Consider the following 15,656-nt stretch of genomic DNA (forward strand, 5'->3'; position numbering starts at 1 on the left):
TAAACCCCATCAATCCACTGATGCAACTCCTCTAATTTACAAACTTTTTAAAGTCTTCATTATATTTAACATACGAATTAAACAATGTTCTTCTTTTTACGGTTGAGATATTTGAAACAAATTCCTGTTCAAATTCTTGTATTGTTGAAACAATATCAATAATCCTGAAGAATTAAAAATTAACATAGGCGTACTAATTATATGATATCGTACAATTTAAAAAATATCCTGAGCGCTTTTTTCACAGCGCCCTCAAAATCATTTATTTCTTACTGCATTTCCTACTCAATATGTCAATAATTAAATCATTTTTACCACTCTTGTGCTTCTTTCTTCTGTTTTTTTCGTTTATTCCAATACAAACCTCCACCTAGGAACAAAAACAGTAGAACAAAACTAGCGATTGTAATCCTACTCCCTGTTTGAATCACTTGGGGTTCAAACTTAAATTCGACCCTGTGTTTCCCAGTTGGAATTGGCAATCCACGCAATAAATAATTTACTTCATAATGGGGAACGAGTTGATTATCAATATAAGCGTTCCACCCTTTCTCATAAAATACCTCTGAAAACACGGCAAATCCCGCTTGATTATTTTGTGTGGTATACTGTACGTGGTTGGGTTGATATTGATCTAGTACAATCGTTGCTGTAGAATCTACGGAAAAAGAAGATTTTACTGCTAATTCCGGAAATTTAACCGTGTTGACTACAGCTTCTTTTTTCGTTTGCAAAGAAGCCAACGCTTTCATCTCTTCATCTGGCGATTGCACCATTTGCAAGGACTGCACAAACCAAGCTGGTCCATTCGCACTAGCATTTAAAAGGGGAATATCCTGATTATCTTGGGTTTGAAGTAAAAGGTATTTGACGTTCAACATATCCAATACGGGCAGACTTTTTTCTAAGGTCATTGCTGTTTGGTTGATGTGATCGATTAATGTATTGAGCTGAGGTTCTACCTGATAAATAAAAACTTCATCTGCTTTTTGTGGTCGAACCGCACTGTATCCTCCCACTGACTTGTGAAAATAATTGGTTTTTCCCTGTAAACGCCCTTGTGGATTATACACGCGATAATGGGTCTTATCTTGTAGGATATACTCATCTGCAGGGATTTTTTGAAAGGGTACCTCCATGACGTAAGCGGGAACAAAACTATCGTTGTTGACGTACTTCTTGTCGATCAGTACTAAATCTGTAACCATAAGTCCACCAACGAATACCGTTGCCATAATCGTTGATACATATTTTTTGTGCGCTAAGAACAACGCGCCAATTACAAGTCCTACAAATAGAGATGAGCGTAGTAAATCTGCGGTATATACCTCTTGTCTTTGTTTAATCAACACGCTGAGAAAGACTCGTCCTTGGTCTGTTTGGGCGTAAAACTGATCGCGATAAGAAGTAAAACTAAAGGCGTCTTTTCCTAACCAAAGTAAACCAACCATACCAAAAAAGAAGAGGCTTGTTTGCAACAGGTATTTCTTTTGTTCTTTTTCTTCTAATTTAAAAAACGTTTGCAGTCCCATGATTGCCAAAATTGGCATACACAGCTCTACTATTACCTGTATAGAGGATACCGCTCTAAATTTATCGTATAAAGGGATGTAGTGAATAAAGAACGTCGTTAATCCCGCCAAATTTTTACCCCAAGACAAGAGTAGCGTCAAAACAATACCTGCTAAAAAGGCATATTTTATCTTACGGCGATCTGCAAAGAGGCAGAAAACGGCCAAGAAAAACACAATAGCCCCAAGGTAAGCTGGAGCTTCAACAATGGGTTGATCTCCCCAATACAACGGTACATTTGAGGCAAACTTTTCGGCTTCTGTCATAGAGGCCCCTTGGTTAATTACATATTGGTATACAGGAGAATCTATTCCTACATCCTCAGCCATTCCCCCACCAAACAAACGCGGAAAAATGAGGTTTAAACTTTCGGCAATTCCGTAGCTATATTCGGTAATATAATCGTAATCCATGGCCGAAGTTGTTTGCTTTGTTGCCCCATCTGGTTGCAAGGTCAACTCGCTTTTATGGCGAATACTAAAGGTTGAAAATTCTGCCGTTGCTAGTAGATTCGTTGCATTGACTCCCAGTGCTATTATGGCAGATCCCAAGAGAATTCCCCAAGACAAGAACAAGTGGTTGTACGTTTTTGCCCGTATTGCTTTTACCGTATAATAGATCCCTAAAAAAGCAAGCAAAAACAAGAGATAATACGTCATTTGAAAGTGATTGGCTTGTATTTCCAAAGCCACCGCTAATGTGGTTACTAGCGCCCCAATAACATAGCGCTTTCGAAACACTAAAAGCACACCAGCTACAACCAAAGGCATATAAGCAATCGCATGGGCTTTTGCATTGTGTCCTGCGCCAAAAATAATAATCAAATACGTGGAGAATCCAAAGGCCAAAGCGCCAAAAAAGGCTTTTAATGGAGGGATTCTCATCGTGATCAACAACACATAAAAAGAGAGAAAATACAAAAACAAATAATCCGCTGGTCGCGGTAAAAATCGAATCGCATGATCCAACTTTTTGATGTAATTATACGGATAATGCGCCCCTAACTGATAGGTTGGCATTCCCAAAAAAGCATGATCCGTCCAGTATAACTCCTCACCTGTTTCTGCTTTAAAATCCGTTTGAGCTTTTGCCATTCCCATATATTGAACAATGTCCGATTGATATAATTTCTTTCCTTGCAGAACAGGAGAAAAATACAGCAAGGCAATCAGGATAAAACCGAGAAACGCCAAAATATGAGGATAATACAGGGATGCTTTTTTCATCATTTTATATAAAATAAGCTTCAAATATAAAATAATCAAACCTATTCCCTTCCAATTCCATGGATTTATTATTATTTAATTCTCACTCCCATCAAACATTTCCCTATATTTATCCTGCTGCTTTTTTTGATCCAAACAAGAAAGCACATGGCCGAAACGAATAGTTGAATCGACAATGAATACAATCGCAGCACTTAATCGAAAGGAAAAAAGAATAAAAGCGGAACTAGCGAAACTACCTCAAAGAAAATGGGAAGTGTTATTCCTTATTCCCTTTTTTGCCCTTTGTTGTTTTTTAATACCCGGTATTCCTGGGAGAAGAAAAGGACCGTCTATGGCAGAGACCATGGGATATTGGGAGGCTTTTACTGCTATAGCTATTCTATTTAGTATCGTGCTTCCGTATATGATCTATTCTCATATTCAGAAAGTCAATGACGAAATATTCGACCTCGAACGACAACTTAGGCGAATCAAATACAAGCGGAAAGAAGCGGAAGAAATGCAAACTTCCTCTACTAAAAATACAGATCCAACTGGAGAAAGGGACGAAAACTAGCCTTAATTGAAAGATAAAAAATGAAAACAAAAAAGAACCTGCTCGTTTTTGATATTGACGGGACGTTGACTGATACGGTAGCCATCCATCAAAAGGCATTTATCCAAGCGCTACAAGCCTTAGGTATTCAATCTTTTAATGCTGCTTTTGGGACATATCAACATCATACCGATTCACATATAGCCAAAGTAATCTATGAGTCGGCCATGGGACAACCCTTTACCCCATCGCTCCTTGAAAGGTTTGAAGCCACCTTATATGAAGAAATCGAACAAGCAACGATAAAGGAAATTAAAGGTGGGAAGAAACTAGTAGAAAAACTAGAACAACACCCTGACTTTGGTATTTGCTTCGCTACGGGCTCGCTTTATAAACCGGCCTTACTCAAACTGGAACGCGTAGGAATTGCTTTTGATCCACTTCAACTTGTCGCATCCAATCAAATTGAAGAAAGAGAAAACATAGTAACCCAAGCGATCAACAACGCAAAAACGCATTATCAAACCTCGCACTTTGACCGCATTATTTCCATTGGTGATGGACTTTGGGATTTGATTACAGCCCAAAATTTAAACCTTGATTTCATCGGAATTGGCACAACCAACCAAGATGTGCTAATAGCCCATGGTATGCAACGTCATTTTATTGATTTAGCGCATTTTGAAATATAAAACTACTACACAAGTTAGTAAGTACAAAAAAAAACGATGTACCTCCTGTTGAATCAAGTACAAGAGAGGTAAATCGTTGGTATGTATCGAATTCCTTTAGTTCTAACCTAAATTAGGTCTTTCACGCAACTACCTAATATTTTATCTTTTCTTTCCCATCTGTTTCTCAACTATTTTATCAAAGCGACTATCCATACAGACGCTGATATCAGTTGTGATAAATTTTCCTTTATAATACAAGCTAAAGATCGTCGCAGGACAAGGTGCTTGTTGTGCTTGTTCACTACTTTCCAATTTAATTATTTCTAAAGGAATATTTCGCTTTCGAGCGGTTTCTATTAATGAATTTTGAACGTGAAATTCAGAAAAAGGGCATCGGTTGGAATAATACACCCTTAGTCCTGTTTCCTCCTTTTGGGAGGTTGCGTAAACACTAGCATGAAATGTTGGTAAAACCGCCTGATCTCCCCAGGTCAAGGCCAACAAACTAAATCCATCATGAGTCTGTGCTACGGTTGTAAATCCCTGTTTGAGCAACCAGTTGGTATCGCTCATAAAGTGAAGTTTCTGTGTGCCAACCACAGTAACCAATCCCTGTCGATGGTCCTTTTTTGCATCGTCAATTGCCATTTGAAGCAATTGTTTGCCATAGCCCTTTCCCTTGTATTGTCCAGCAACCCAAAAACAATTAATCAATAGATAATTGGGGGCAATAATCGGAGCCCAGCCATATTCAGCAGGTCCATATTCGATGAATACTTTTGCCCTAGCATCGATTCTGCGAAAAACATAGCCATGTTTCATTTCGCGCCTCAACCAATCCTTTTTTAACTGATAACCTTCCCTACATTTTTTATCAGAGATTGCACAACAAATATGTTCTTGATCCAAATTGGTTTGATCTAATACGATGAAATTTCCCATAATTATGAATTTGAATGAGGCACTATCTAACTACTTACTAGTCACTTAAAAGTACATCAATTTAGGCGTTATACCCAAGTTTTTAATCGCTGATTCAAAAAAAAAGCGCAGTGAATTTCACTGCGCTTTTAGCCTGATTTATATACTTAAATGCTCTTTACAATCTTTTTTGCAAAATCTTTTCCTGTTTTTGCAAATCCTTCAGCAATGCGAGATTCATTGTTAAAGTTTGATCCAAACTGATTACCTGGCATATTCTCAAACGAATGTTGTGCTAGTACCTCAGTTGGATTTTCTCTGCTTACTAATCGCAAAGTTGAAGTTACTTTAGCTGCTTGCTTTATAACTCCAGCATCCCATCCTGGGTAAATCCATAGTACTTCAACAAATAAAATGTATTTTGAGTTTGGTGCTTTCTCTGTAAACTTCACCTTTCTATCTGTGTACTTATTAGTCAGTTGTAAAAACTTAGGATTCCACAGCTCTTCTTTGCTGCGATTCCACGATTTCACCCACACCGTTGAAGACCCTTGATCTTTCTTCTCTAGATCTCTGATGTGATTGTTTATATACTGCTCTTCGGTCAGGTTTTCCTTCATCATGCGAAGATTCTCATAATTAAACACAACCTCTACTTCTGTTTCACCCTTTAGCAATTTAAAGTCATGGATTGTTTGTGCGAATGATTGTATACTCCCTACTAAGACAAGTAATACAAGATATACTCCTTTTTTCATTTTATTAAAATTTTATGCAAATTTAATATTCTATATTATCTAAGCAAATCTTTTTCACACCAACTTCTTACTAAAAAATTAAGTATTAACTAAACAGCTAATACCTAATCCATAACGTAAAAAAAATGAAGCTTTACTTTATTGGATAAAGTACTAAACAATAATCGCTTCAACAAAAAATTATTTTACTTCTAAAACAAATTTTATTCTTCCGCTAAGGTACATAACGCTTGTGTTGGAATCCTTGTACATTTGGCCAGTTTTCCCTCACATATCACAGTAAAAAAAGAGAGCACCTAGACAGATGCTCTCTATGTATTTTTGGATTGTCTCATCAACTATCAACCGATTAACTGTCTGGTTCACTTTGTTGATTAGGTTGTTTTATTTATTCTTTACAATATTATCATATTCTCAGTTAGCAAATCTAAAGGTTAACTATAATCCTATTTCGCTAAAAGCTGCTTTGGAATAAATGTCGTCTAATCCGTAGAAAAGATGCCCTTTCCAATTGAGCGTAGGCTGAATATAAATGGAATCCATCCCGTAGTTAATGCATTTTGCAACTAATTCAGAGCAATACAATTTATCGTCATCTGCTGCATTGAAATTTAAATCAAAAACAACCTTTACTTCAAAAAAAGCTTTTGCTTTGACAAGCATGGCCTGCTTCGCTACTGTATCCATTGCATTAGCGTAAAAAGCATGGTCCGTTGATTGCTGTAAAAAATGATTGACCTCTTCTCTTAACACAACCCCTTCTCCAGTAAACTCATCAGCTTCAATATGATAGACAAAAATAGAATCCCGTTCTTTACTGATAATTCCAATATGGGAAAACCTTTTGTCACGAGAAGCCATGCGTTTGAAGATATCTGAAAAATATCCTGTTCCCTTTCGAAGGATTAGATCTCCACTTTGTAATGCAACAGGTATTGACTGCTCTTGTGTTGATTGCTTCGGTATTTTCGTACAGGAAAGTAAAACAAAAAAACTCGTAACTAAACTTAGAGTTACTTTTTTGGTTCCATGTTTACCAACCATTTTCCATCTACTTTCACCAACGTTATTTCTTGTTCCTCCCCTTTCGGATTTTTGATGGTCACCCAAGCTTTTGTATCAACGATAGAATCTTTTACAAACTCTACCTTAGCCTCTGGATCTACTGGCATTCCACCAAAAGACATAGCCATATCCAACAATTTTCCTGTTGGTTCAGTAGCGTATTTTTTCGCTTCTTCAATTTTTCCTTTTGCTACATTTTCTGTAAACTTTACAGCTGCGTCTTTAGGCCCTTGTGAACAAGAAACCATCAACAATCCTAATGTAACTAACATTGCCATTTTCTTCATCATGATCTTTTTTTTTATATTCATCAAATTTAACATAATTTCAATTAAAAAAGATATTTATTTCACAAATGTTAATTCATTGACAATTTGCTAACTGTAAACAGTTTACTAATGTTGTTTGTGTTTCTTACGGTATTGAATAGGAGTCACTCCCACTTGCTTTTTGAAAAAACGTCCCAAGTAGGATTCTTCCGTAAAGTTTAGATCTCCTGCAATAATAGCAACGGTATTGTTGGTTTGAATTAAACGCGCTTTAATTTCGTCAATTAATTGTTTTTGAATAAAATAACTGGCGGGAAATCCTGTGATTTCTTTGACTACATCATTCAAATAATGGGGATGCACATGGAGTTCATTCGCATATTCATTTACCTGTTTCATTTGAATAATTTGCTGATTGACCAGCAATTGAAAACGCGCAACCAATTGTTCTTTTCGCGATAATACGAAAGGGGTTGCTGCCTTTTTATTGTTGTAGATGCGTTCTGCTTCCAATAGAATAATATTCAAGAACATACGCACGAGTAAATCATCATTAAAGGTTTCTTTTTGGCATCTTTCGCTATTTAACTTCCAAAATAAATGCTCCATCATAACAATTTCGCGTTCTTCTAATTGAATAAAAGGCGATTGTCCGATTTGAAAAAAGGGAAAACTGCTTAGCTTAATTTGATGTTTTAAACACAATAAGAAATAATCGGCATCAAACAAGCACATAAAACCTTTGACGTCTTCACTCCATTGTTGAATATGGTGCATTTGATTTTCAGCGATAAAAAACATATCACCTGCCTTAAAGGTGTAGGCTGTAGATCCAATCATTTCTTCCACTTGTCCTGCAGTGATCAAAACTAGGGTATAAAATTTTTTACGCGTTTGCTGGCCTTCAAGAGAGTTGGGAAGCTGAGCCAAATGCTCTAGGGTAAAAATCTCTAGAAAACCAATACCTGTATTATACGCAATGGTACAACATTCTTCGCATACAATTTTACCGTGTACATCAGTAAAATAGAGCGTTTTAAATTCCTCTACCGTACTAATTTCACGGATATTCCCTTCCTTTTTCATCCTTTGACTTATTTAGATTAAAGATAAAACAACTTTTGATATTCGATTACACCTTTCCTTACTTTCCGCATTAAAGGGCAAGTAAAACATGTAAAAGCCATCCTCCAATATACAAGCCGATGCCGTAAATTGTATGCGTCAATAAGCTTCTAGAACGCGCTGTGTTAGGTTGAGGTGTTTTAGCTGCTGCGATTCCAAATCCAAAAGCAGGTTGCATCATAAAAAAGGGAGCTACTGTAGTACCAATCCCTACGGCTAAAGCGGGTAGTAAAGTAGGCTGTTCTAGCCATTCTACGCCAGTAATCAGCAATAAAACAAAAGCAAAGGTAATCCCAATCAAATAGTGTGCACACCAACCTATTGTTTTTTCTCCTGCCATGGGCTGCGCTTGGATAATGGTCTTATGCGTAAAAACACCGTTTTTAAAATGTGCTATCCATCGTCCTAAAAAGGCGTAATTCAACGAAGGTATTTTAAATGCTTTTCGGACAAAAATAGCATATATATCCATAAAGATAGTTGCAGCTACCCCAATGAAAAGGGCATAACCTAGTAAAGTGAACAAATCATTCATAACAAACTCTTTTAAATTTGAAACAAAACTAGTACATCCCACAGCTTATCTTCTGATGCGAATTGGAGTAAAAACAGGACAAATCACATTAAAAAAGAGGACGGTCCAAGGTCCTCTTTTTGTCAACAAACTAGTGAATCTATACAAAAAAGCTGTATAGCAATTGGTAATTACGTACTAATATGATCAAGGTATTTGCGTTCAAACCTTTGATTTTTCCTATAAATCGAAGGAGAAATACCTACTATTTTTTTAAATTGTTTACTCATATGACTAACCTCTTTGTACTGTAATTGTGCTGCAATTTGTTCGAGGGATAATTCGCCATACGAAATCAGTTCTTTTACTCGTTCAATGCGATACAAGATGTAATACCTTTCAATGGTAAGTTGGGTATGCAGGGTAAACAATTTTGCCATACGCGCATAACTCAACGTAGAATCCGTAGCAAGGTAATCTGAAAGATTCATTGCCCTTGCACAATCAGCTTCTACACATTCAATAATTTTTCGCTTGATTTGCTCTACAACAATGGCAGGTGTATCGTCAAGTAGCTCAAATCCCAACTGTAAGAATCGCATCTTTATTTCTACCTTTTTTGCTTCTAGTAAAGGAGAAAACAGCCTGACTTTCCCCAGCTGAATTTCTTTAATTTCCACACCAAGCTCATGCAATTCTTTTTGAATCAAATGAATACAACGAGGGCAAACCATATTTTTTATATGCAATATATAGGATTGATCCATACCAAAGAATTAAAGGGAAGCAGCATACTACTTCCCTACTACTATTATTAATTTACTGGTGCTTCTGCTACAAATTGTCTATAATTTTCCTCATTTTTAAAATAAGCGACTTCTCCGTTATTTCCGATAATCACGATATACGCCTCTGCTTTATCTACAGTTTCTAACGTAAGCGGATCTAAAGCCACTCGAACGCTTTCATCTTCTGGTATACGCGATTGACACATGGCACAGCAACCATAATACATCTTTCCCTCATGCATCACTTCTAGTTGTTTTTTCCCCATATAGGCATCATTGACCATACAAACTAATTCCTTGGGTACAGCGTCGCCTTTTTTATGCTGGTCTGATGAAGCAGCAACAGGCATTTGCTGCATTTCATGTGCTGCGTTTGCTGTCGTTTCTTGCGTCTCTTGCGCTTGTGTAACTGCTGCTGTCTTTTTGTCTCCACAAGCTATTGCAACAACGCTTAAAGCAAGTACACCTACTGTTTTAATCCAATTTGTTTTCATTTTATTATTTGATTTTTTGTTCATGCATTATTTCTTCTGTAGCCATTTTCAAAAGGGTTGTTCCAGCAGTTAAATCACCAAAAACCTCAACCATCATAGGCATGACTCTACCTTTTGCCACCTTGATATGATAGGCGATCCCCCCTTTTATCTCGATGACATATACCCCTAAATTACTCTCTACTACAGCAGTTTTCGGAACAAAGAAACGAGGTTCTTCACTTTGTAAACTCAATGTCACATCGGCAATCATATGGGGTTTCAATCGCTGATTTTTATTGTCAATATCCGCCTGAATCTGTTCTGTACGCAGTTTTAGATCCAAACTACCTGATTGACGAGTAATCACACCTGAAAACACTTCTTGCGGTATGGTTTTCACCTTAAAGGTTACCGTATCCCCTAGGCGTACATAAGGGGTATTTGCTTCTGCAACAGCGATAGTTAACCTCAACTTTTGAACATCTTCCACCACCAATAAAGGGGCTTGATTCATCGGGCCAACATAGGCTCCTTTGTCTACTTGTCTATCCGTTACGACACCATCAAAAGGAGCTTTAATAACCAAGTATTGATCTATATTCTTCATTTCTTGATAAGCAGATAAGGCAGCGTTTACCTGCGCTTGGTCTGCCAGCATCTTCGCTGTTACTTGCTCTAGGTAATCTGGCGCTATTGCACCTGCTGTTTCATTTGCTTTTAACGTACGCTCATAGGTTGCCTTTGTGGCAACGTATATTGCCTCCTGCGCCTTCCACTTCGCTTGTGCATGGGCAACTTGTGCTTGAATTTCAGGTGCATCCAAGACCAATAACACTTGTCCCTTCTTGACAAAGTCGCCGATGTCTACACGCAAATCGGTGACATAGCTATTGACTTTCGCTACTAATTCCGTGCGCTGATCTGCTTTTAGTTCAGCAGGTAATTGAAGGGAAACGACGGGATTGGTCTTTTCCAGTACAAACGTTTCCATTGTATTCATCATCCCCGTCATGCCTTGTTTCTCTCCACCTGCTTTTTCAAGGGGTGATTCGGCTGTTTTTTTATCTGTACATGCGGTTAATACTACTAAACTAACCAGGGTTATAACTATTCTTTTCATCGTTCTTATTTATTTTCAGTCGGTATATAGTGAATGCTTGCTGTGTCTTCTGGATCTAAGGATGGGGATTGTCGGCTAACTTTATGCATAACCCAAGCAAAAACCATCGGTAAAATAACCAGTACGGCAACTGTTGAGGCTAATAAACCTCCAATAACAGCTCTTCCTAGTGGGGCTACTTGTTCACTGCCTTCTCCATGCCCAATGGCCATAGGAAGCATTCCCGCAATCATAGCTAAAGTTGTCATGGCAATAGGTCGAATGCGCAGCTTTGTTGCTTCAATCGCCGCAGCAGTAGCCGTCCATCCCATTTTACGCAGAGTTTCTGCGTTGTTGATTAAGAGTACGGCATTGGCTATCGACACCCCTACGGACATAATAATTCCCATATAGGATTGTAAATTAACCGTTGATCCTGTGATCTTTAGCAACAACAAGGCACCTAACATCACAAAGGGCACTGTCGTTAGAATAACAAAGGACACCTTAAACGACTGGAAGTTCGCCGTTAACATCAAGAAGATCACAACAATTGCCACTACTAATCCTCCAGCTAAGCTCTTCATGGTTTCCTCGAGTACGGGCGCCATTCCCTTTACTTCGATATTGACCCCTTTAGGCAATTCTCCTAAAGAAGCAATTGCTTTTTCTACATCGATTTTCGCTCGATTTAAATCCGTCTGATGCACATTGGCAACGACCGTAACATAGCCCATAGTTCCTTCGTTATAACTTTCTGCCAGCGCTTTTGATTCCATTACCGTAGCCACATCACTCAATACAGGGCGATCAGCCTCTCTGCTCAGCGGAATATTCTCTAACTCTTCTTTACTCGTCAATTGATTTTGAGGCATTTGTACCTGAACATCATAGGCGATTCCCATCATACCTCCAACCCACATATTGCGATTGGTATAACGCGAAGAGGCTGTTGTAGCTACGAGGGATTTTGCAATATCCATCGCATCTAATCCCAATTGAGCTGCACGCACACGGTCAATGTTAATTTCATACGCAGGATAGTTCATCGAAATTGGCATCTTTTGATCGCGCATATAGTCGATGTCTTTCAACTGAGCCAATAGCTTCGTAGCCGTCATCATATTCATTTTGCGCATCATCCCCGACACGCGAATTTCAATTGGCGTATTCGTTCCTTGACTCAATATTTTTTCCGTTAATTCAATCGGTTCAAACGTCAACTTTAATTCGGGTAATTTTTCTTGAATACGCTGGCGTATTTGGTCCTTTACTTCATCTGTATTGCCACTAAAATCGCGGAATGCTACCTGCATAGACGCTTCGTGAGGTCCTGCATTATACAAGTAAATTGGACTCACAGCAAAGGACGAAGGGTGTTGTCCTACAAAAGCAGAAGAAATGGCGATCTTATCTTTTCCAAAAAGGTCTTCTAACTCAACAAGAACTTGTTTTACCTTTCTTTCCGTGTGCTCAATACGCGTTCCTTCGGGCGCTGTAATACGCATTTGTACTTGACTAGAGTTTACTGTAGGCAATACGTCTTTTCCTATATTTTCATACATAAATGCCACCGCCAATATCGCCAAGGTGATAGAACCTACAACCAAAATTCGCTTGCGGGGCATGATCTTCTCAATTCCTACAACTAGGCGATTCTTGAACTTATCAAATCCTTTGGCTTTTTCAGGAACAAGGTGTTTTTCTGGATTGTATTTCATTAACCAGTTCGCCATAATCGGCACAAACGTCTGAGACAACAAAAACGAAACTGTCATCGCAAATCCAATAGCCATGGCCAAAGGCATAAATAAGGCGCCTGGAATTCCATTCATCATAAAAGCAGGTGCAAAAACTGCTAGGATGCTAAATAGGATTAATAATTTCGGAAACGCAATCTCTTTACAGGCATCCCAAATTGCTTGTACTTTACTCTTCCCAAGAGCAAAATGCTGGTGTATATTTTCGATGGTCACCGTACTCTCATCGACTAAAATTCCAATAGCCAAAGCCAATCCCGACAACGTCATAATATTAATCGTTTGACCGAATAGTTTAAGGAATAAAACGGCCGAAATAATAGCAATGGGAATGGTTGTGATAACAATTAAAGCCCCTCTTGGATCGCGCAAGAACAACAACACCATCAATCCAGTCAACAAAGCCCCTAGTACTCCCTCTAGCAATAAGCTCTTTACTGCATTAATCACATTGACCGATTGGTCAAATTCGTAGGATATTGTTACGTCATCTGGAAGGTTATTCTGAATGTGTGGGATTGATTTTTTCAGCTGTTGAACTACGTCGTAGGTCGAGGCTTTTCCCGACTTCGCAATATTGATATACACCGAGCGCTTTCCATCGACTAAGGCATAACCCGTTGTAATATCAGCACCGTCTTTTACTGTGGCTACATCGCGTAAATACACATTGTCAACCTGTCCTTTAAACAAGGGGATATCGCCAAATTCCTCTACGGTTTTCAGCGTATTATTGGTTGGTGTTAGATAGTTCTTATCTCCAACATAGACATTTCCTGAAGGCATTGTCACGTTTTGTCTGCTAATCACTTCCACAATTTGCTCGGGGCTCATGTGGTGGGTACGAAGCTTATCGGGATCAATATTGATTTCTATGGTACGAGGAGAACCTCCAAAAGGCGGTGCTGTTGTCATACCCGGTATTTTGATCAAAAATGGACGCGCGACAAAATTGGCAATATCTTGTAATTCGTTGTTTGTCTTTGTCTCCGAGCGGAACACCAATTGTCCAACGGGTTGAGAAGAAGCATCAAATCGAATAATAAATGGCGGCGGTGCACCAGGAGGTAAGAATATCACCGAACGATTCGACAAGGCGGAAATAGAAGCAATCGCCTCCCCCATATCTGTTCCTTCGTAAAATTCTACCTTCATCAAGGTTAATCCTTGGGTATTTTTGGTATCAATACTCTTAATGCCATTGGCAAAAAGCATCATATTGACATACATTTTCGTAAAATACCCTTCCATCTGTTGGGGTGTATAACCATTGAATGAATGGGCAATATACACAACGGGTAAATTCATCTCAGGTAAAATATCAACCTGAATTTCTTTGGATGCCTTCACACCAAAGAACAGCAATCCTATCACCAATACCATAATCGATATCGGCTTGCGCAAGGCAAAGCGAATTAAATTCATACTCTTTTATTTTTGGGGAATGGCGTTGATTAAAATTTGAATATCTCCTTGTGCAGCAGCTTGCATGAGCAGGGCTTGCCAAATGTTATTTTGAGCCACTTCAAATGAAATTTCTGCCCGTTGCAAGGTGTACAAGGCTTGAGTAAAAGCAACTAAATCGCTCAATCCATTTTCATACAAGGCTTTTTGTTGATCAAAAGCTACTGCTGCTGCCTGTACTTCAATGGCACTTTGATCCCAAATAGCTGTTGCATTGAGATACTGTGCTTGGGTCAATTCCACTTGGTTTGCCAATTCGCGATCCATGGTAGCATACTCTGCTTGTAAACTAAGCGAAAGTTGTTCTTGTTCTTTTACTTTGGATGCCGTTCGGAAAAAATGGGAAATATTCCACGTTAGTTGTAAACCAACTAAATAGTTCGTTCGATCGATTCCCACTCCATGACTGTAATTTCGACTAAAAGCGGAATTATCTTGTACGTAATTCCAATCAAAGCCTGATCCACGTCCTTGAATAATACCAAAGGCATTTAGTTGAGGCAAACGACCGCGTTGAACCACTTTTTCCATGGTTTCACTTTGTTCGATTTTATGGGCTTGTACTTGTAAAAAAGGATGTGTATCTCTTGAATATTCACGCTCAAAAAGCACAGGCTTTGCCGTTACAAACACGGGATCTAGCACATAAGCTTTCGAAGGCTGATCCAAGACATCGGAGAGCTGTTTTTCCCATTCCAAGACTTTATCTTGCGCTTTGATGTGGGTTGTTTGCGCAAAAGCGACCTCAGCCTGTGCTAAGCGTTCATCGACCTGAGCGATTAATCCGCTTTTTGCCTTTGCTGCTGTAAGGGTATAAAAGACCTGAGCGCGGTCAACATTGCGCTGTTGTACCTCAAGGATGCGCTGAGCAGCTAAAGCATTTAGGTAGATTGCACTTGCTTTCACTTGTTGTTTAAAAACCTCTTGTGCCACCTCCTGTTGCTTAACAGCTTGTTGTGCTTTTGCCATGGCAACACCTTGACGGGTTTTACCAAAGGAAAACACATTCCAATTGACATTGGCAAAATAGAGCGAACCAAAAGCTGCATTCCAGTTTTGTTCCGCTAAAGGCATAGAAGTAGAAGCCGATCCCAAGCCACCATAGGCATATAAGGGCCCGTTTTGTGCATTGATCGTCCCATAGCTCTGTTGAGCACCAAACGTTAAGTCTGGGAAATAATTTCCCTTTTGATTTTGGGTGTTATAAATAGAAGCTTGTAGTCTTGCTTCTTTGCTTTTAATAAGGGGATAGCGTTGAGTAACCTGTTCTACGGCCTGTGCTAAAGTAAGCGTTTGAGCAGATACAGCTGTGGCTGTACTCCATAGAACAACGAACGCTATTGCATTGAATTTCATTTCAAATCACGCGTTTAATTAGACAATAACTTTGCGGTATCCATCCCTAGG

Annotated in this window: 14 protein-coding genes; 2 read left to right on the forward strand and 12 right to left on the reverse strand. The window is 38.7% G+C overall.

All coding sequences use genetic code 11. The features are described from left to right. Positions 1-311: 311 nt before the first annotated feature. Positions 312-2,798: a YfhO family protein gene (locus ACPDHL_RS02200; RefSeq protein ID WP_430531165.1), complete on the reverse strand. Its 2,487-nt coding sequence runs from the start codon at positions 2,796-2,798 to the stop codon at positions 312-314. 175 nt (positions 2,799-2,973) lie between these two features. Here ACPDHL_RS02200 and ACPDHL_RS02205 point away from each other — a divergent pair, with 175 nt between their 5' ends. Both ACPDHL_RS02205 and ACPDHL_RS02210 read left to right on the forward strand, forming a co-directional pair. Continuing rightward, entirely contained in the window at positions 2,974-3,357 is a 384-nt protein-coding gene (locus tag ACPDHL_RS02205; protein ID WP_430531166.1) for a cuticular collagen family protein, read from the forward strand. A gap of 20 nt (positions 3,358-3,377) precedes the next feature. Beyond that, a complete protein-coding gene (locus ACPDHL_RS02210) occupies positions 3,378-4,028 on the forward strand; it encodes an HAD family hydrolase (RefSeq protein WP_430531167.1) in 651 nt (216 codons plus the stop codon). Between the two features lie 141 nt (positions 4,029-4,169). Here the strand turns inward: ACPDHL_RS02210 and ACPDHL_RS02215 are convergent, their stop codons facing one another. The 11 genes from ACPDHL_RS02215 to ACPDHL_RS02265 all read right to left on the reverse strand — a co-directional run bounded on the left by ACPDHL_RS02215 (position 4,170) and on the right by ACPDHL_RS02265 (position 15,605). Continuing rightward, positions 4,170-4,952 (reverse strand): GNAT family N-acetyltransferase, encoded by a 783-nt coding sequence (locus ACPDHL_RS02215; RefSeq protein WP_430531168.1) that lies wholly within the window; start codon positions 4,950-4,952, stop codon positions 4,170-4,172. Between the two features lie 146 nt (positions 4,953-5,098). After that, complete coding sequence (locus tag ACPDHL_RS02220) at positions 5,099-5,689, reverse strand: hypothetical protein (RefSeq protein ID WP_430531169.1); 591 nt, start codon at positions 5,687-5,689, stop codon at positions 5,099-5,101. Between the two features lie 438 nt (positions 5,690-6,127). Continuing rightward, the gene (locus ACPDHL_RS02225) at positions 6,128-6,733 is read right to left on the reverse strand and encodes a YiiX/YebB-like N1pC/P60 family cysteine hydrolase (protein ID WP_430531170.1); all 606 of its coding nucleotides are present in this window, start codon (positions 6,731-6,733) and stop codon (positions 6,128-6,130) included. Continuing rightward, a complete protein-coding gene (locus tag ACPDHL_RS02230; RefSeq protein WP_430531171.1) occupies positions 6,703-7,044 on the reverse strand; it encodes a DUF4878 domain-containing protein in 342 nt (113 codons plus the stop codon). The genes ACPDHL_RS02225 and ACPDHL_RS02230 overlap by 31 nt, the downstream gene beginning before the upstream one ends. A gap of 105 nt (positions 7,045-7,149) precedes the next feature. After that, positions 7,150-8,109: a helix-turn-helix domain-containing protein gene (locus ACPDHL_RS02235; RefSeq protein WP_430531172.1), complete on the reverse strand. Its 960-nt coding sequence runs from the start codon at positions 8,107-8,109 to the stop codon at positions 7,150-7,152. A 70-nt stretch (positions 8,110-8,179) separates the two neighbouring features. Continuing rightward, a complete protein-coding gene (locus tag ACPDHL_RS02240; protein ID WP_430531173.1) occupies positions 8,180-8,683 on the reverse strand; it encodes a DUF2938 domain-containing protein in 504 nt (167 codons plus the stop codon). Positions 8,684-8,853: 170 nt separating this feature from the next. Next, entirely contained in the window at positions 8,854-9,429 is a 576-nt protein-coding gene (locus ACPDHL_RS02245; RefSeq protein WP_430531174.1) for a helix-turn-helix domain-containing protein, read from the reverse strand. 47 nt (positions 9,430-9,476) lie between these two features. Beyond that, positions 9,477-9,944, reverse strand: a complete 468-nt coding sequence (locus tag ACPDHL_RS02250; RefSeq protein ID WP_430531175.1) for a hypothetical protein — start codon at positions 9,942-9,944, stop codon at positions 9,477-9,479. Between the two features lie 4 nt (positions 9,945-9,948). Next, complete coding sequence (locus ACPDHL_RS02255; RefSeq protein WP_430531176.1) at positions 9,949-11,046, reverse strand: efflux RND transporter periplasmic adaptor subunit; 1,098 nt, start codon at positions 11,044-11,046, stop codon at positions 9,949-9,951. Between the two features lie 5 nt (positions 11,047-11,051). Next, positions 11,052-14,210, reverse strand: a complete 3,159-nt coding sequence (locus ACPDHL_RS02260) for an efflux RND transporter permease subunit (RefSeq protein WP_430531177.1) — start codon at positions 14,208-14,210, stop codon at positions 11,052-11,054. A gap of 6 nt (positions 14,211-14,216) precedes the next feature. Then, positions 14,217-15,605 carry a TolC family protein gene (locus ACPDHL_RS02265; RefSeq protein ID WP_430531178.1) on the reverse strand — a complete coding sequence of 463 codons (1,389 nt, stop codon included), beginning with the start codon at positions 15,603-15,605 and terminating at the stop codon, positions 14,217-14,219. Positions 15,606-15,656 lie beyond the last annotated feature (51 nt).

This window comes from Myroides sp. C15-4 (assembly GCF_050522745.1).
Taxonomy (GTDB): Bacteria; Bacteroidota; Bacteroidia; order Flavobacteriales; family Flavobacteriaceae; genus Flavobacterium.